The sequence below is a fragment of the Streptomyces synnematoformans genome (genome assembly GCF_039531005.1).
In the GTDB taxonomy this organism is placed as follows: Bacteria; Actinomycetota; Actinomycetes; order Streptomycetales; family Streptomycetaceae; genus Streptomyces; species Streptomyces synnematoformans.
This window is the reverse complement of record NZ_BAAAPF010000156.1, coordinates 1-16251: the sequence shown is the minus strand read 5'-3', so window position 1 is coordinate 16251 and position 16251 is coordinate 1. Positions and strand designations below refer to the sequence as shown.

Annotated in this window: 19 protein-coding genes and 1 pseudogene; 8 read left to right on the top strand and 12 right to left on the bottom strand. The window is 73.7% G+C overall.

From position 1 onward, the window contains the following. Positions 1 to 236 (bottom strand): annotated as a pseudogene (locus ABD317_RS21700) (hypothetical protein); the annotation flags it as partial. 108 nt (positions 237 to 344) lie between these two features. On the opposite strand from ABD317_RS21700, the gene ABD317_RS21695 reads away from it, so the two are divergent. The 4 genes from ABD317_RS21695 to ABD317_RS21680 all read left to right on the top strand — a co-directional run bounded on the left by ABD317_RS21695 (position 345) and on the right by ABD317_RS21680 (position 3658). Beyond that, complete coding sequence (locus ABD317_RS21695; protein ID WP_344291605.1) at positions 345 to 1046, top strand: (2Fe-2S)-binding protein; 702 nt, start codon at positions 345 to 347, stop codon at positions 1044 to 1046. 167 nt (positions 1047 to 1213) lie between these two features. Continuing rightward, on the top strand, positions 1214 to 2158 hold the full coding sequence (locus ABD317_RS21690; RefSeq protein ID WP_344291604.1) for a SigB/SigF/SigG family RNA polymerase sigma factor: 945 nt from the start codon (positions 1214 to 1216) through the stop codon (positions 2156 to 2158). A gap of 104 nt (positions 2159 to 2262) precedes the next feature. Continuing rightward, complete coding sequence (locus tag ABD317_RS21685; RefSeq protein ID WP_344291603.1) at positions 2263 to 3351, top strand: DUF5954 family protein; 1089 nt, start codon at positions 2263 to 2265, stop codon at positions 3349 to 3351. A gap of 64 nt (positions 3352 to 3415) precedes the next feature. Beyond that, positions 3416 to 3658 carry a hypothetical protein gene (locus ABD317_RS21680; protein WP_344291602.1) on the top strand — a complete coding sequence of 81 codons (243 nt, stop codon included), beginning with the start codon at positions 3416 to 3418 and terminating at the stop codon, positions 3656 to 3658. Between the two features lie 14 nt (positions 3659 to 3672). On the opposite strand, the gene ABD317_RS21675 is transcribed toward ABD317_RS21680, so the two are convergent. The 9 genes from ABD317_RS21675 to ABD317_RS21635 form a co-directional block, all read right to left on the bottom strand. Further along, positions 3673 to 5574 (bottom strand): ATP-binding cassette domain-containing protein, encoded by a 1902-nt coding sequence (locus tag ABD317_RS21675; RefSeq protein ID WP_344291601.1) that lies wholly within the window; start codon positions 5572 to 5574, stop codon positions 3673 to 3675. Between the two features lie 181 nt (positions 5575 to 5755). Further along, positions 5756 to 6163 carry a lasso peptide biosynthesis B2 protein gene (locus ABD317_RS21670; RefSeq protein ID WP_344291606.1) on the bottom strand — a complete coding sequence of 136 codons (408 nt, stop codon included), beginning with the start codon at positions 6161 to 6163 and terminating at the stop codon, positions 5756 to 5758. A 5-nt stretch (positions 6164 to 6168) separates the two neighbouring features. After that, positions 6169 to 6456: a PqqD family protein gene (locus tag ABD317_RS21665; protein ID WP_344291600.1), complete on the bottom strand. Its 288-nt coding sequence runs from the start codon at positions 6454 to 6456 to the stop codon at positions 6169 to 6171. Next, entirely contained in the window at positions 6450 to 8195 is a 1746-nt protein-coding gene (locus tag ABD317_RS21660) for an asparagine synthase-related protein (RefSeq protein ID WP_344291599.1), read from the bottom strand. Before ABD317_RS21660 ends, ABD317_RS21665 begins: the two co-directional genes overlap by 7 nt. 97 nt (positions 8196 to 8292) lie before the next feature. After that, the gene (locus ABD317_RS21655) at positions 8293 to 8463 is read right to left on the bottom strand and encodes a hypothetical protein (RefSeq protein WP_344291598.1); all 171 of its coding nucleotides are present in this window, start codon (positions 8461 to 8463) and stop codon (positions 8293 to 8295) included. A gap of 138 nt (positions 8464 to 8601) precedes the next feature. Continuing rightward, a complete protein-coding gene (locus ABD317_RS21650; RefSeq protein ID WP_344291597.1) occupies positions 8602 to 9792 on the bottom strand; it encodes a M20 family metallopeptidase in 1191 nt (396 codons plus the stop codon). A 60-nt stretch (positions 9793 to 9852) separates the two neighbouring features. Beyond that, the gene (locus ABD317_RS21645) at positions 9853 to 10584 is read right to left on the bottom strand and encodes a helix-turn-helix transcriptional regulator (RefSeq protein ID WP_344291596.1); all 732 of its coding nucleotides are present in this window, start codon (positions 10582 to 10584) and stop codon (positions 9853 to 9855) included. A gap of 348 nt (positions 10585 to 10932) precedes the next feature. Next, positions 10933 to 11199: a DUF397 domain-containing protein gene (locus ABD317_RS21640; RefSeq protein WP_344291595.1), complete on the bottom strand. Its 267-nt coding sequence runs from the start codon at positions 11197 to 11199 to the stop codon at positions 10933 to 10935. Further along, positions 11196 to 12026 (bottom strand): helix-turn-helix domain-containing protein, encoded by an 831-nt coding sequence (locus ABD317_RS21635; protein ID WP_344291594.1) that lies wholly within the window; start codon positions 12024 to 12026, stop codon positions 11196 to 11198. Before ABD317_RS21635 ends, ABD317_RS21640 begins: the two co-directional genes overlap by 4 nt. Before the next feature lie 172 nt (positions 12027 to 12198). Here ABD317_RS21635 and ABD317_RS21630 point away from each other — a divergent pair, with 172 nt between their 5' ends. Together ABD317_RS21630 and ABD317_RS21625 are read left to right on the top strand one after the other, a co-directional pair. Further along, positions 12199 to 12588: an ATP-binding protein gene (locus tag ABD317_RS21630; protein WP_344291592.1), complete on the top strand. Its 390-nt coding sequence runs from the start codon at positions 12199 to 12201 to the stop codon at positions 12586 to 12588. Between the two features lie 153 nt (positions 12589 to 12741). Continuing rightward, positions 12742 to 13098 carry a PRC-barrel domain-containing protein gene (locus ABD317_RS21625; RefSeq protein ID WP_344291591.1) on the top strand — a complete coding sequence of 119 codons (357 nt, stop codon included), beginning with the start codon at positions 12742 to 12744 and terminating at the stop codon, positions 13096 to 13098. 11 nt (positions 13099 to 13109) lie between these two features. Here ABD317_RS21625 and ABD317_RS21620 read toward each other — a convergent pair whose 3' ends face one another. Together ABD317_RS21620 and ABD317_RS21615 are read right to left on the bottom strand one after the other, a co-directional pair. Then, positions 13110 to 14039, bottom strand: coding sequence for a YihY/virulence factor BrkB family protein (locus ABD317_RS21620; protein ID WP_344291590.1), 930 nt, complete (start codon positions 14037 to 14039; stop codon positions 13110 to 13112). A 296-nt stretch (positions 14040 to 14335) separates the two neighbouring features. Then, positions 14336 to 15205 (bottom strand): alpha/beta fold hydrolase, encoded by an 870-nt coding sequence (locus ABD317_RS21615; RefSeq protein WP_344291589.1) that lies wholly within the window; start codon positions 15203 to 15205, stop codon positions 14336 to 14338. A 111-nt stretch (positions 15206 to 15316) separates the two neighbouring features. Between ABD317_RS21615 and ABD317_RS21610 the strand changes: the two genes are divergently transcribed. Both ABD317_RS21610 and ABD317_RS21605 read left to right on the top strand, forming a co-directional pair. Continuing rightward, positions 15317 to 15811 carry an SRPBCC domain-containing protein gene (locus ABD317_RS21610; RefSeq protein ID WP_344291588.1) on the top strand — a complete coding sequence of 165 codons (495 nt, stop codon included), beginning with the start codon at positions 15317 to 15319 and terminating at the stop codon, positions 15809 to 15811. Then, the gene (locus tag ABD317_RS21605; protein ID WP_344291587.1) at positions 15808 to 16140 is read left to right on the top strand and encodes an ArsR/SmtB family transcription factor; all 333 of its coding nucleotides are present in this window, start codon (positions 15808 to 15810) and stop codon (positions 16138 to 16140) included. Before ABD317_RS21610 ends, ABD317_RS21605 begins: the two co-directional genes overlap by 4 nt. The last annotated feature ends 111 nt before the right edge of the window (positions 16141 to 16251 follow it).

Below are 16251 nucleotides of genomic sequence, written 5' to 3'. Positions count from 1 at the left end.
GCTGCGGGCGCGTCCGGCGCGTCCGAGCCGCGCTCGGCTGCGGACTTGCCCCGGGTTGCGGGGGCGTCCGGCGCGTCCGAGCCGCGCTCGGCTGCGGACTTGCCCCGGGTTGCGGGCGCGTCCGGCGCATCCGCCACGCCGGACCCGCGCTCGGCCGCGGACTCGCCCCGAGCCGCGAGCCCGCCCGGCCCGTACCCGGCCGCCCATCTGCCCTGCGCCGCCGACTCGGACGGCATGCCTGGCCCGATACCGGCCCCCGACCCGCCAGGCCCGCCCGCTGCCGCCGACCCGCTCCAGTCCGCCCCCTCCGCTGCCGCCGATCCGCCCCGCCCGAAGGGAGCACCGTGACCCCCGCCCCGCCCCAACCCCCCGGCGCACCCCGCGCGTCCGCCGCCGCGGCGCTCGCCGACGTCGCCGCCCTCGGCCCGTTCTTCACCCTCACCGTCGGCGGCCCCGACGCCGGCTGGCACCCCGTCGCCGACACCTACGCCCGCGGCGCCGCCGACCTCGTCGCCCGCACCGCCGACCGCTACGGCACCGCCGAACTCCGCATCGGCGCCTCCCTCGTCCAGTTCGGCCACGCCTCCCGGCTCTGGTCCCCCGTACTGGCCTGCGCCCTGCTCCACGGCGTCGTCCCGGACCTCGACGGGCTCCAGCGCGCCGACGACGGCCCCGCGCTGCGGCTGCCCGCGGCCGCGGGCCGGCCGGCGCCCGCGGCGTCCCGGCTGCCGGAGGTGCTGTACGACGCCGTGGTGACCCGGCACCTGGAGCCGTTCGCCGCCGGCCTGCGCGTCAAGGTCGCCCCCGGCCTCCTCTACGGCAACGCCGCCTCCGCGCTCGTCGGCGCCGCCGCCGCGCTCCGCGCCGCCCGCCCGGCGCTGGGCGACCCGCTGACCCGGCTCGCCGAGGACCTCCTCGGCACCGGCCGGCTGGCCGGCACGGGTCGGCTCACCGGACCCGCGCCGTCCTTCCGGCGCCGCAGCTGCTGCCTGTACTACCGGGTGCCCGGCGGCGGAAAGTGCGGCGACTGCTCGCTGCACCCCTGACCGCTGTGCGGCAAACGGCCCCATCCGCGGGTGGAAATGCCTGCTGAAAGGGGGGTTGTGCAGCCACGTTGGTTACGGCGGCTGAGTAACGGTCAGGTATAGGCGCCGTCATGACGGGTAGCCGCACACCACGCCTGTCGAGCAGAAGTCCACTTCAGGGGGACACCATGACGACATTCGCGACGCACGACCCCGGCCCCGGGACCGACCGCCCAGGGACCGACCGCCCCGGAGCGGCAGCCCTCGGGGTGGCAGACCCCGGAGCGGCAGACCCCGGGGTGGCCGCCCCCGGCGCCCACCCGCTCGCCGGCCTCGACCTCCCGCCGCTGCCCGAACTGCGCGATACCAGTACGGACGACGCCCGCGCCCTGTCCCGCGTCCTCTTCGCCCGGCTGGCGGAGCTGGAGGAGGGCACGTACGCGTACTCGTACGTCCGCAACACCCTCGTCGAGCTGAACCTCGCGCTCGTGCGCTTCGCCGTCAGCCGCTTCCGGCTGCGCAGCGAGTCCCGCGAAGACGTCGTCCAGGTCGGCACCGTCGGCCTCATCAAGGCGATCAACCGCTACGACCTCGCCGAGGGCACCGAGTTCCCCACCTTCGCGCTGCCGACGATCGTCGGCGAGATCAAGCGTCACTTCCGCGACACCTCGTGGGCCGTGCGCGTGCCGCGCCGCATGCAGGAGCGGCGGCTGACGCTGGCGAAGGCGAGCGCCCGCCTGGAGCAGACCCTCGGCCGGGCCCCGGGCGTCGCGGAGTTGGCGGAGCGGACGGGGCTGGAGCCGGACGAGGTTCTGGAGGGGCTGGTCGCGGCGAACGCGTACACGACGTCGTCGCTCGACTACCACGCCGCGGACGAGGAGGGCGAGTCCTTCCTCGCCCGGCGCACGGGCGCGCCGGACCCGGACCTGGAGAAGGTCGACAACCTGGTGTCGCTCAAGCCGCTGGTCGAGGCGCTGCCCGAGCGGGACCGGAAGGTGCTGAACCTGCGGTTCGGCGCCGAGATGACGCAGAGCGAGATCGGCGCGGAGCTGGGCATCTCGCAGATGCACGTGTCGCGGCTGCTGAGCGGGCTCCTGCGGCGGCTGCGCGACGGGCTGACCGAGGAGACGTAGGCGGCGCCGCCGGGCGCGCGGCGCCGTACCACCGTCGGAGGGCGGTACGCCCGCGTTCGCTCCAACGCCTGACAGGGCACACCGCGCCCGCACACACTGGGTGCATGTGGGACTACCGGAAGCAACCGGCAACGCCGGACCACCTCACCATCCGCGTCACCCACCGGGACGACCCCGTCTCACAGGTCACCGAGCTGGACGCGATCCACGGCGGGCAGCGGTATCCGGGCATCCGGGTGCGGGGGCCGCTGTTCGGGTTCGCCGTGCAGACCCCGCGGGACCGGCCGCGGTGGCGGCTGCTCGACAGCATGCGCACCGGGTTCCCCCAGGACGCGCGGGACGAGCTGAACTCGTACCTGTGGCTCTACGCGAAGGACGAGGCCAAGGACCACCGCGAGCGGCGGCGGCTGCTGGCCGGCGTGGCGCGGCTGGAGAAGGAGCGGATCGACGAGCTGCACGTCGGCCGGGACCGCTACCGCATCGTGCGGGCCGACGAGTTCGCCCGGATCGGCAACGGCGAGCTGGAGCCGCCCCGCCCCACCGACCACCCGGAGGACACCCACTGGGACCTGGAGAAGAGGGAACCGGCGTCCGCCACCGTGGGCTTCGTGGTCGACCATGCGGCGGAGGTGCAGCTCTCGGAGGGGCTGGAGCGGCTTGAGCTGCTGGAGAGCGTCTACACCTCGGCCCGCTTCCCGCCGGACGTCCTCGCCGACTCCCGGCGCGCGCTGCGGACCCACCCGGGGGTGGTGCTGCTGCCGCCCGCGTTCCGGGTGCTGGAGCGGCTGGAGGAGTCCTGGACGATGTTCCTGGCCCAGCAGTTCGACACCCCGCAGGCGGCCCGGCGCGCCCTGGTGGACTACTTCCTCAAGACCGTGCCCATGCTGCAGGAGATCCCCGGCTGGGAGGCGGAGTACTCCGAGAAGGACCTTGAGGTCTTCACCAAGGCCGCCCACCGGTTCATGCGGCAGCGCGGCCCGAACGAGATGCGGGCGCGGGGGCGTACGTTCCAGATCGTGCGGGTCGAACGGATGATGCGGATCGGACCGGACGGCCCCGAACCGCCCCGCCCCTCCGACCAGGACCACCAGGGCCCGACCAAGATCCGCCCCACCATGGACGAATGGGGCAACATCTCCCACGCCGCCGACGAGGACGACGAGGGGGACGAGGGGGACGAGGAGGAAGACTGACGAGGACGGCCCCCCGCCCGCCGACCGCGCGGGCGGCGCGGGTCCTGCGGGGCGGAGGCACGGCGTGTACGCGGACGCCGCCGCCCGGCGCGCCGGGGCCGGGCGGCCCGGCTCAGCCCGGGGCCTCGACCCTGAGGCCGGACTGTGGAACGAGCCGGGTGCCTCGGGCAAGCGCGCCACCATCAGGGCCGCGTACTACACGGTGTCGGCCTACGAGGAAGCGATGCAGTGTCTGTCCCGGATGAACCTGGCCGACACCACTTCCGAGGACGCGAGGGGGTCTCGGAAGTACGGCGGGACCCCCTGACCGCGTGCTCCGTGCTACGGCCGCCAGGGGCTATCGGTCTTCCTGGAGCTTGAGTAGCTCGAAGAAGATCGAGGTGGCTCCTTGGCTGACGAGTTCGTCGAAGGTGCCGGTCTCGGCGATGCGCCCTTGGTCGAGGACGATGATGCGGTCGGCGAGGCGGGTGTTGGCCAGCCGATGGTGACGAACACGGTCGCCCGTCCCTCGGCGAGCGCCCTGAGCCGGGTGTAGATCCGGTGCTCGGCACGAGCGTCGAGCGCGGCGGTCGGCTCGTCCATCACGAGGACGGGGACGTCGCGATGGAAAGCGCGAGCGACCGCGAGGCGCTGCCATTGCCCGCCGGACAGGTCGTGTCCTCCCCACCAGGAACGGGCCAGCGACGTGTCCAGCCCGTGGGGCAGCGCGGCGATGACACCGTCGGCGCCGGCCGCCTCGGCGGCGGCGTGCACGTCGGGGTCGCCGTCAGGGCGGGGCTGGCCGAGGGTGATGTTCTCGCGAGCGGCCAGTGGCCAGCGGGTGTAGTCCTGCGGGACGAGCGCCACCTTGGACAGCGCCTCGTCCGGGTCGGCGTCCGCCAGGTCCACCCCGTCCCACCGCACCGAACCGCTGGTGGGCAGGTAGAGCCCGGTAAGGATGCGGGCGAGGGTGCTCTTGCCGGCGCCGTTCTCGCCGACCAGGGCGATGACCTCGCCGCGCTTGAGGTCCAGGCTGACGCCCTCCAGCGCAGGCCGGTAGGCGCCGGGGTAGGTGAAGGAGACGTCCCGGGCGGTGATCACCTGCGGTCCGTCCTCGGCGATGAGGGCCGGACCGCGGCGGGTCGTCCACGGTTTGGCCACGGCCAGGAAGCGGGCCCAGTCGTCCAGGGACAGCGAGGTGCGGAACAGTCGGGCCCCGGCCCGCACCGTCGTCGCTAGAGCCGCCATTGAGGTCCGTACCGCCAGGGCCGCGGTCCCCGCGACCGCAAGCTCCATCCGGCCGCTCGACACCAGGAGCACGAGCACGCCCCAGGTCGCGGCGGTGCCCACCGCGGTGAGCGCGTCACCGATCCCCTGCACCATCAGGGCCTGCCGCGTCGCGCGGAGCTGTTCGGCCTCCAGGCGGGAGGAGACGAGGCGGTACTGCCGGATGAGGAAGGCGGCCATGGTGCCCGCGCGGACTTCATCGGCGGTATTCCGCTCGGTGCTGTACGACCGGAACACGCTGCGGAGACGGGAGTCGGCGAGGTTGCGGTGGTGGGCCGCGTGCTCGATCCGAGCGCCGCGTACGGCGCCCCACGCGCACGGGACGACGGAGAGGACCAGCAAGGGGAGCACCACCGGGTGCAGCACGGTGACGACCGTCGCGGCGGCGGCCAACTGCGCCGCCGCGGACGTGAGGAGCTGGGCGTCGAGGATGAGGTCGCCGGTCTTCTCCGCACCGTCGGAGGCGGCGGCGTGAGCGTCGGCGAAGTCCGGGTCCTCATACGCCACCAACTCGGCGGCGGTCGCCGCGGTGATGACCTCAAGGTCGGCCTCGCGTACGGCCTTCGGGGCGAGCCGGGCCGCGGCGGCGCGGGCGCAGGCGTCGAGCAGGTAGCGGCCGGAGGCCGCGAGAGCGAGAACCACCACCGCGGTCAGGTTCTCGCGCAGCCCGGCGGCGATGTCGTCTCCGGTGAAGACGGCGGCCAGCACGCGGGCGGTGGCCGCGAGCGCGGTCACGGTGAGCGCGGTGGCGCCGATCTGGCAGGCGAGCAGGGCCAGGACGGCACGGCGGTCGGTGCGCCAGCCAAGCCGGGCGGCCTGACTGAGCGTGCGGGGCAAGCGGCGCGCTATCGCGGCGGTGGACAAGTTGTCGCTCGCCTCGACGTGCCGGCCGGAGGCCAGACGCATGACCGGCGGCTGGCCCGCGGCGGCGGGCGGGGAGGATGGAGAAGAACTCACGAGACCCATCAGTGCGCCGAACCAGGCAGCCGGGCAACGGGATTGTTCCGTCCGTCCGGTATCGCTCCTGGTGGCCCCGATCGAAGGTCAGCAGCACTGCCGGGATTTCACCCGTTCGAGTGAGCCGTGGTCCGGGGCGGGGAGGCTCGGGCCAGGCCCGGACCACGGCGGCCCGGGGCCTCTACGGCACGGACAGCACCTGCATCCACGGCCGGTCGACGGCGTCGCCGATGTCCCGGCCGACCGCCCCGTCGGGCGCCTCGGCCCAGGCGTGCGCGGCGTCGGGCAGGAAGCGGGCGCCGAGCACCCAGCGGGCCTGACGGCCGGTCAAGGCGGTGGTGATGACGGTGGCGAGGCTGATCTCCATGCACGCGATCCGGCCCGGCCACCACGACGGGATCACCGACTGCACCGCCGCGTAGAGCGCTTCGAGGTGGGCGAGCCGTGCATGGGGCAGGCCGCGCAGCAGGCGGACGGCCGTGATCTGCCAACGCAACGGCAGCCGGCTCAGCGCCAGGGAGAGCACCAGGCCAACGGACGCCACCAGACGGTCGCGCCACGGCGTGGTGGGCCGGGCGGCCGGGACCATGACCGTCACCGCCACCACCTCCGCCGCCGGGGGCGGCCGGTGTCGACGAGCACGCCGACGTCCACCAGTTCGTCGACGAACGCGGTGATCTGGGCGCCGACGGCCGCGGGGTCCTGGCCGGTGGGTACGGCGATCTCGTCGGCGAGCCCGGCGGTGCCGCCGCGGACGGTGACGGCGTGCCAGATCTTCGCGGCGTCCGGATCGAGCATCAGCCACCGGCCGCGCCGGACGTCGAGCACCGCTGTGCCGTACGGGCCGGTGGCGTGGTGGACGTGTGCGGCGGGGGTCAGCATGCCGCCTCCAGCGCGGCCCTCTGGTCACTCAGCCACCAGCAGGTCACGATCATCTGGTGCAGGTCGGCGATGAGCGTGGCGCTCTGGCCCCGGGCCGCCTGCGCGAGGGCGGGGCGGACGGCCGCAGGGTCGATGAGCCCGTCGTGCACGAGCGGACTCGATGCCGTCAGCTCGTCGAGCCGGCCTTGGTGGTGGGCGAGTCCGGCGATGCGCTGGGCGGTGAACGAGCCCTTCGAGCGGCGGGAGGTCAGCCAGTCCGGAAGCTCGGGCAGCGCGGCTCGCAGCAGCGGCTTGTAGGCCACCAGCCCGCGTCGGGCCAGGGCCGCGACGGCGAAGGCAGCGCGGACGACGGTGTTGTCGAGGTACGGATACACCGGCCGGATGCCCAGGCTGTGACCGTACGGGGCCCAGCCTCGGGCCGAGGCGCCCACCGACCGCAGGGCGGCCCACTGGTCGAACTCGTCCGCCAGCTCGGTTTGCCGGTCTCCGGAGGCGTGCCGCAGCAGGGCTGCGACCTGGTGGCGGCCGTAGCCGGTCAGCCAGGACGCACCAGCTCCCAGCCGGCACCACGACCAGCCCGCCACGGCAGCCTCCGGCGTGACCGGCCCGCGCTCCAACGCGTCGGCAGCGCGTTCAAGGGAACCGCTCCGGCCCAGTTCAGCGGCCTGTTTGAGGGCCTTCCAGTACGGGCCCGGTGCGGTGTTGCGCAGCCGGGCGAACGCCACGACCTGGCGATGGGCCTCGCGGCGCCGGCCGTCTTGGAGAAGTCGGACCCAGCAGGAGCTGGAGGCGTCCAGCACGATGTCCCCGCCGTGTCCGGTCAGGTGCAGCGGCAGCCCGCGCACCGGGTGCATGTACGAGGCGTCCATGGCGTACATCGCCGCCTCCAGCACTGGCTCGGCTCCCGTCGGCTGCCCGGCGGGGAAGGAGAACGGCAATTGCTCGTCGGCGCCCATGTCGACCGTGTGCGCGATCCCGGTGTGCTCGGTCACGCGGGAGGCGAACGCCATGTCCTCGCCGCTGGTGTACCCGTCCGTGTACGTCACCGCGTGCACGGTCCCGGCGCCGGCGGCCAGGACGACGGCCGCCGAGGAGTCCAGCCCGCCGGACAAGTCCGCCCCCACTGCCCTGCCGGCGGCACGGACCCGGTGCTGGACAGCCTCATTGAGCACCTGCCCGAACCGGTCGGCACCCTCGCGGAGTTCGTCTACCGGTGTGATGCCGGAGATGTCGATGAGCTGCGGGGGCGCCCCGGGCGCGAGCAGCAGTCCGAACCCGCCGGGCACCAGCCGGATCCCCTCGTACGGGCTGCGGTGCGGCCAATGGTGCTCACCCACCGACAGCCGCGCCGCCAGCCAGGGCAGATCCGGCACGAGCGGACGCCCCAAGAGGCGGGCCTCGGTCGCCCACGCCACCCCTTCCTCGCCGCGCAGCGTGTAGTACACGGCCCGGGTACCGGCCAGGTCCCCGCACACGAACCGCTGCCGCCCCTCACTGGCGACCACCCAGTACGAGCCCGGCCACCGGGTCAGCTCCACCAACCGGCCTGCCCGCACGGCCGCGAGCGCGAGCTTGAGTTCCTGCTCGGTGACCGGGCAGTCGCCCACGACCGCGAGGGCGAGTGGCCCGTCGGCGACCGCCTGTACCCGCGTGATCGGTGCTCGGCGGACGTCGCCGAACCCGTCGATCGCCACTCCGTCCACGGCGGCACTGCCGCCGGCCATCCACTCCCGTTCCATCCGCACGCCTCCCCTTCGATCAGCCCTGTGACGCGCCCGGGGGCCGGCCGTACGACGGCCGGCCCCCGGCGTGCTCAGTCAGGTCCTGCGGGCTGTGTCAGCCCTCGAAGTAGTTCGACTTGTCCGAGTCGTTGAACGTCTGGCGGCCCAGCGTGAGGGCCGCCACCGGGTGGGTGCTGATCTGCGGCGCGAAGCCGCCCGCGCTCGGCGCCGCGGCGGGCTTGCCCTCGACGGCGGGCTTGGTGGTGACGGTGGTCTGCTCGGCCATGAGCCGGCCTCCCTTGTCATCGGTGGATGTGAGGTGGTGCTGCCTCTATGTCACCGCGATCGAAGATCCGTTCCCAGAGACAGAGATGGGGACTTGCTGGGAGCGGATCTGGGAGAAACCTGGGACGAGCCTGGGACGTCAGCCCTCAAGGAGGTCGAGCACGGCCCGCTGGTAGACGGCGTACACCGTGGGAAGTTCCGCGAGGTGGGCGCGCTCGTCGATGCCGTGCAGCCCCTCGTACGGCACCCCGAAACCAGCGGTGGCCGGGATGCCCTCACCTGCCAGGAGGTTACCGATGTTCGACGGCCCCGCAGTCTTCGCCCGCACCGTCAGCCCGGCCTCGCCTGCGGCGTTCAGCAGGGCGGCAGCGGGCTCCTCGTCCTCGGTCAGACGGAAGGGCGGCCACGCGGCGATGGGGGTGACCTCAGTCGGCTTCGGGGCGGGCAACTCTGCATCGAGTTCGGCGACGGCCTTGCGGACGAGCGTCTCGGCGTCGTGGGCGTCGAAGCCGGGCGTGGTGCGCACGTCGACGTTCAGGTCGCACCGGCCGGGGGTGACGGAGAAGCCCTGGCCGCCGTGGAACGAGGTCACCGACAGCTTCGGCGGCAGCGGGAACGCCGAGGCCCCGTCGACGTCGGGCAGGTCGGCGGCGTCCAGCAGCCGCACGAGGTGGGCGGCGCGGGAGATGGCGCCGACCACGGCCTTGCTGGACCCGGAGTGCCCAGAGGGAGCGTGCACGGCGAGGGTGGCCCGCCACAGGCCCCGGCCGCCGACCACGACGTCGTCCAGTCCGGGGTAGCCGATCATCACCCCAGCGGGCCGGGCCGCGTGCGGGTCGGCGAGGTAGGCGCGGGCGCCGCCGAAGCCGCCGGTGTGCTCATCCACGTCCAACAGCACGGCGAGACCGCCATGCAGGTCAGCGGCGCGAGGCAGCAGGTCGGCGGCGATGTGGCAGAACATCGCGGCGGCGAGCTTGGAGTCGGACGAGCCACGGCCGAGCAGCCAGCCGTCCACGACGTCGCCACAGGCCGGCGGGAAGGACCAAGCGGTCTCGTCGCCATACGGGGCGGTGTCCACGCACGCGTCCAGCGTCCACCAGGCCCCCGGCCGGCCTCCGGGGATCTCCGCCAGCAGCCCGACCAGCTCGCCCGCCGCGTCGTGCAGGCGGCGGTGCGGCAGGGCGCGGGCCGTCAGCCAGTCCTCCAGCACACCCAAGACCGGCCCGTAGGCGTCGATCCCGGCCCGGCTCGGGCGCCGGACCAGCTCCTGGGCCAGCTCCACCACGGACGCCGCGCGGGCCCCGGCCGCCTGCTGAAGGTTCTCGCTCACGCCTCTCCCCACCACGTCATTTGTGCCGTACCGGCAGCGCGCGGACGGCCTCGATCGTCTCTACCGGCCGTGCGGACGCACACGCCTCCCGCCCATGGTGGACCAGGCCCACCGCCGCCTCACGGCCGAGTAGACACCGCAGTCGAACCCCTCCGCCCCATGGAACGACGGCAGCGGCACCACCGCGGCGGTCTCCGAGGCGACGAAGAACCTCTCCAGCGCCTCGGCAGGCTCCACCATCCCCATGTGCAGCGTCTTGACGCCGTTGCGCCGCGCGGACGGGTCACGCAGCTCCAGCAGCCGCAACAGGTGGCCGGCCAGCACCCGGTGCCGCGGCGGCCCGTACAACACCCGGTAGTGGACCAGGTCCGGCTGCTGGGCCACGGCCGTCTCGATCGCCGCCAGATACGCCTTCTCCCGTGACCGGGAACCGGTGACGACCAGGTGCTCGCGCGCCCCGGCGGCGACATCGACCATCGCCTCGACCAAGTCGGTCCAGCGGGTGAGCACCTTGACCACCACGGCCGTGCCGGAGGACTCCAGCACACTGGTTGCTGCCGCACCGTCCTGATGGGCGAACAGTACTTCCGGGCGCTCCCGGTAGAGCTGGCACAGCCCGGCCCGGTTCCGCTTGCCGGTCCGGCGCCGGCCGGACTCCCACGCGCTCACCAGGCTCGCGTCCGATGCGCCTCCGGTGATCGCGTTCAGGGCGTCGGCGGCCTCCTCCAGCGTCATGTTCCGCGCCACCCGGGCCCGCTTGAGCGCCGAATCCGCGCCGTTGGCCGCGGCCACGGACACCGCCCCCTTCCCATCGGCTGGGGTATACCCGCAGTCTTCCCCGCTGGCAGCGGTCCAGCGAGGCTAGGTCTGGCCGATTACACCCGGCCCCCGGATTGTCGGGGGCCACGGTCCGCAGAGGACGGACCGCTGCCGGGCCGAATGCGAGTTCTTCGACTTCTGCCGCGGCGCCCAGGCCGCCAACCGCTACTTCGAGAACGGCGACCTCACGACCACCGAGACCAACTACTGCCGGGTCTCCCGGCAGGCCCTCCATGGGCCCGCGACTCGCACTCACCGCTGACGAGGACGGCCCCCGCCGGGTGGTGGGGGCCGGTTGCTGGGAACGGTCAGGGGAGCCGGTCAGCCGTGGCGCTTGGCGAACTCCACGAGACCGGCGAACGCTTCGCGGGTCAGGGTGAGGTGCGGGCCGTCCGGGTCCTTGCTGTCCCGGATCAGGAACTCACCGGTGGCCGCCGCGTGCTCCGGCGCCCACTCGATGCACTGGCCACCGTCGCCGCCGCTGTACGTGCTCTTGACCCACGCCACCTCGATGCACTCGCCGCCGTTGCCGCCGCTGTAGGTGCTCTTGGTCCAGCGCAGTGGCCGGGGGCTGTGCGTATCGCTCATCTGGTGTACTCCTCCGCAATCGCTCGGATCAGGGCCAAGGACTCCTCGGGATCACGGGCGGACGCCCGTAGACGCTCGTACGCTGTGCGCGCGTTGTCCACCGCCGCGGCGGAGTCCGTCACGTGTCCCTGTCCCGTGCTCTCCGAGTACAGAACTGTCGTCCCGTCGTCAGGTGTTAGTAGGTTAAACGGTCGGGGCGACGCAGGGGCACCCGCCGCGAAGCGCAGAACTTGGAGCGTGATGTGGGGGTTTCCCACGGCCGAGGCAAGGTGGCGGAGCTGGTCGGCCGTAACGGCGCGGCCGCCCACCTCGGTGCGCAGCGTCGCCTCGTGCAGGATCACCCACAGCAGGGGCGGGTTGTCGCGCTCCATGACCTCGCGACGGGTCAGCCTGGCTTCGACCCTGGCCCTGATCTGGTCGTCGGTCTCGAACGGGTGCGTCGCCCGGAACGTGGCTTCGGCGTACTCCGGGGTCTGCAGCATGCCCATGATCAGCGAGTTGGAGTAGTCCTCGATCCGCTTCGCCTGCTTCTCCAGGTTGATGTACGGCACGAACCACCCGGGGTGTCCGCGCTCGCTCACCCGGACCAGTAACCGGGCGAAGTACCCGGAGGTGTCGAAGTACCGGTCGCACCCCTCGGCGAAGTACATCGACGCCCGCGCCTTGCCGTGCTTGACCTTGGACACGTACGGCTCCTTGTAGCCCGTGGCGTCGGCCAGTTGGCGCTGATTGACGCCCTTGTGCGCCAGGGCCGCCGCCACCTCGCGCCCGAACCACTCCAGGCCGTTCGCGGGTTCACCGTTGAGTTCGGGCGATGGCTCGGTCATGCGTGCACTCCCCCTGGTTCCAGGCGGTTTGGAAAGCGTTCCGGTCTGGTGAGCGTACGTCGCGCCGGTGATGCTGGGAGCACAAAGCGTGAGCATCCGACCCGCGCGGGTGAGGAACGGAGGCACGGACTCCGGAGCGCGGCTCGGCTCGACCCGGAACGAGGTACGCCCCATGACCACGCAGGCCCGTACGTTCACCAGGCATGCCCGCTCGGTCGGCCGGGCGCGCGACTACGTCGCCTCGCTGGTGGGTGCGGCCGACCGGGCGGACGACATCCGCGTCTGCGTCTCGGAGTTGGTGACGAACGCGCTGCGCCACACCCCCGCGGGCCGCGTCTTCCTGGTGCGGGTCCGCGCGGAGGAGCACCTCGTGCGGATCGAGGTGCACGACGCCGGGGACGGCGAGCCCCGGGTGTGCTCGCCCGCGGACACCGACGACCGCGGGCGCGGGCTGCTGCTGGTCGCCGCCCTCGCCGACGACTGGGGCACCACCGACCGCCACGGCCCCGGCAAGGTCGTTTGGGCCGCGTTCAAACTCCCCGGCGTGCCCCCGGCGCAGTGACGGACCGCGGCCGGGGGCCGGGTCGCGGCCACGCGGATGGCCTACGGCGGGGACGTCGTCCCCGCGCCGAGTGCGTTTGTGCTGGTTAAGCTCGAAATGAGCGCTGACCGTCTACCGGCCGGCCCAGGACTGACACATCCCCCGGGAGGCCCGATGTTCGAGGCACACGACATCCGTGAGTGGCGCGGCTACCCCGTACGCGGCGCGGACGGCGGCAAGATCGGCGAGATGGAGGCCGTCTACGTCGACACGCGCACCGACGTGCCGGCCTTCGCCACCGTCAAGGCCGGGGTGCCGGGGCGGCGGCGGCTGGTGTTCGTGCCGCTGGCGGGCGCCTCCGTCAGCCCCGGGTACATGACGGTCGCGTACGACAAGGGGCTGGTGAAGGGCGCGCCGTCGATCGACACGGACGGCGAGCTGGCGTCCGAGCAGGAGCCGGCGGTCTTCTCGCACTACGAACTGCAGTACGAGCCGGGGGCCACGGGCGAACGGCGGCTGGCCCGCCGCTGACGGGCCCGTACCTACCGCGGCACCGCCGTCACCGGCGGCGGGCGTCGTCGCGACGGGCGGGCCGCCCGCGGCGGGGCCGGCGCCGTGCGCGCCAGCAGCGCGTTGAACTGGGCGCCCGCCAGCAGCGCCAGGTTCGAGAACCACAGCCAGATCAGGAAGACGACGACCCCCGCGAGCGACCCGTACAGCCTGCTGTACGTCCCCGCCGCGTACGAGGCGTACAGCGCGAAGCCCGCCGACGCCAGCAGCCACAGCGCGCCCGCGAGCAGCCCGCCCGGCACCGCGTGCGACACCGCGCGCGACTCGGGCGGGCCGGAGCGGAAGAGCAGCAGCACCAGCAGCCCCGCCACGAAGACCAGGAACGGCCAGCGCAGGAAGTCCCACGCCGCCGCCGACTGGGCGCCGAGCCCGAACGGCCCGCCGACCGCCCGCGCCACCGGCCCGGTGACGACGAGCGCGAGCGCCGCCGACACCAGCAGCGTCAGCAGCAGCAGCGCCGTCGCCAGGATCACCGGGGCCCGGCGCAGGACGGGCCGGCGGTCGGGGGTCCCGTACATCGCGTGCAGGGCGCGGCGGAAGACGGACAGGAAGCTGCAGGCGAACCAGACGGCGCTGGCGGCGCCCGCGGCGGTGAGGATCCAGGCGGCGGAGGGCCCGCGGGAGACGTCGTGCAGCGCGTCGTTGAGGGCGGCGCCGGAGCCGGCGGGGGCGATGCCGGTGACGTAGGCGATGAGGGCTTCGGTGCCGGAGGGGTCGGCGAGGCCGATGAAGGTGAGGGTGACGAAGAGCGTGGGCAGGACGGTGAGTATGGCGTAGTAGGTGAGGGCGGCGGCGTAGTCGGTGATGTCGTCGTTCCAGAGGGCCACCGGGGTGCGCCGCAGGGCGCACCGGTAGCGCGTCCAGTCCGTCCGCCCGCTCCCCGCGTGCAACCCGCGCTTCATCGGCCCCATGCTCCGCTCTTCACTCGCTCCGCGCCTGCCCGGCACGCCGCTGCCGGACACCCCTGTCTATCGCGTGCGGGGCCGTTGTCCGTAACAGACGGTGCGGAACGGGGTGGGGGGCGAGCATACGTGCGAGGCGGCGGAGTGCGGGCGCCGCGGCCCGGGCCGGCCCCGTGTCCGGCCCGGGCCGCGGCAGTCTGGTGCGGTGCGCGCGGTGTGCGGCGCGCACGCGGTACGCGGTGTCCGCGGAGTGCGGCGCGTGTGTACGGGCCGTACGTGCGGCGGGCCGCTTCCGTTCAGGCGGCCCCCGCCAGCACCTCCCGCAGCTTCGCGCCGAACGCCTCCGGCTGCCCCGCGTAGCCGAACTCCGCGTCGAGGAAGCCGCCGTGGTGGCTCGGGAAGACCGTCGCCTCCTGCCCGAGCAGCGCCGCCGTGCCGCGCGCCGTGCGCGCCGTGAACGTGTCGCCCGACTCCTCGCCCACCGCGATCACCACGCGCGTCGGCGCGGCGGCGAGCGCGGCCGGGTCCGGCCGGTAGCTGCTGACGGGCCAGGAGCGGTCCGAGAGCAGCGGGTCGTCGCGGTTGCCGTCGTCGCCGGCGGGCATGCCGAAGGCCGCGGGGTCGGCCGGGGGCTGCGCGAAGTACGCGTCGGTGAACTCGCCCTGCCACGCGCCCAGCGCCATGAACGCCGCCATGCCGGCGCCCCAGCCCTTGGCGTGGTACGCGTCCGTGACCGCCTGCCGGGCCCGCTCTGCGGCCGGTGCGTCGGGGAGCGCCGGGATGAGCGGCGGCTCGTGCGCGACGAGCGTGGTCACGTCGCCGGGGTACGCGGCCACCAGCGCCAGCGCCGTCACCGCGCCGCCGCTGCTGCCGAACAGCTCGACGGGTCCGGCGCCGAGCGCGCCGATGACGGCGTGCACGTCCGCGGCCTGCGTCTGCGGCGTGTGGTCGTCCCGGCCGTCCTTGCGGACGCTGCGGCCCAGGCCGCGCGGGTCGTACGTGACGACGGTCCGGTCCGGGAACTGCGCGGCGAGCGCGCGGAAGCCGGTGGCGTCCATGGGCTGGCCGATCAGCATGAGCGGCGGGCGGCCGTCGGCGGTCGGCAGCGGGCCGCGGACGTCGTAGACGAGGTCGGCGTCGGGGGTCGGCAGAGTGTGAGTGTCCATGCAGGTGCAGACGGCGCGGACGTCGAAAACTCATCTCCTGCAACTCCAGGGTTGCAGTCAGCTCTCCTTATGTGCAATGCTTCGGTTGCAGATGGACCACGAGGAGGAACCGTGAACGACACCGCGTACACCGACGCCGAACTGGCCGAACTCGACCGGATCGCCCGGCAGATCGACATCGACGCCCCCGCCGACCGGGTCTGGGACCTGGTCGTACGGCCCGGCTGGTACATCAACGAGGGAGAGGTCGACCCCGCGCAGGAGGTGCGCTACGAGGGCGACGTCGCCGTCGTCCGCGACGAGTCGCTCGGCGAGTTCCGGTTCCGCACCGTGGAGCTGGACAAGCCGCGCTACGCCGCGTTCCGCTGGCTCTCCACCCCGTCCCGGAACGAGTCGGAGGGCTCGACGCTGGTGGAGTTCTGGATCGATGAGCGCCCCGGCGGGGTGACGCTGCGCGTCGTCGAGAGCGGGTTCTCCGGCCTCGCCGACGACCCGGCGGTGTGGCTGAAGGAGCGCGAGGGCAACGACAAGGGCTGGCTGGAGGAGCTGGCGGCCGGGAAGGCGTACGTCGAGAAGACGGCCGCCGCCGCGGCGCCCCGGCCGTGACCGCGGCCGCCGCCCTCCCCGTCGTGTGCGCCGCGCTCGGCGATCCGACGCGCTGGACGATCCTCACCCACCTCGGCGAGGGCCCGATGTCGGCATCCGCGCTGGCGAAGGTCATGCCGGTCAGCCGGCAGGCCATCGGCAAGCACCTCGACGTGCTGCGCGAGGTCGGCCTGGTGACGCCGGAGCAGCGTGGGCGGGAGGTCGTGTACGTGGCCGTGGGCGCGAAGCTGGGCGCGCTCGCCCGGGAGCTGGACCGCATCGGCCGGTCCTGGGACACCCGCCTGCTGCGGATCAAGGAACTGGCCGAACGCCCCGACCCGCCGGCCTGATCCCCCCGGAGTCGTCCGGTACGAGCGCGGTGGGCTCCCCCGAGGACGCCCGCTCGCGCTCGGCCGGGCGGCGCCCGCGCGTCGCCGCCCGGGCGCCACGCGGGCCCGGGC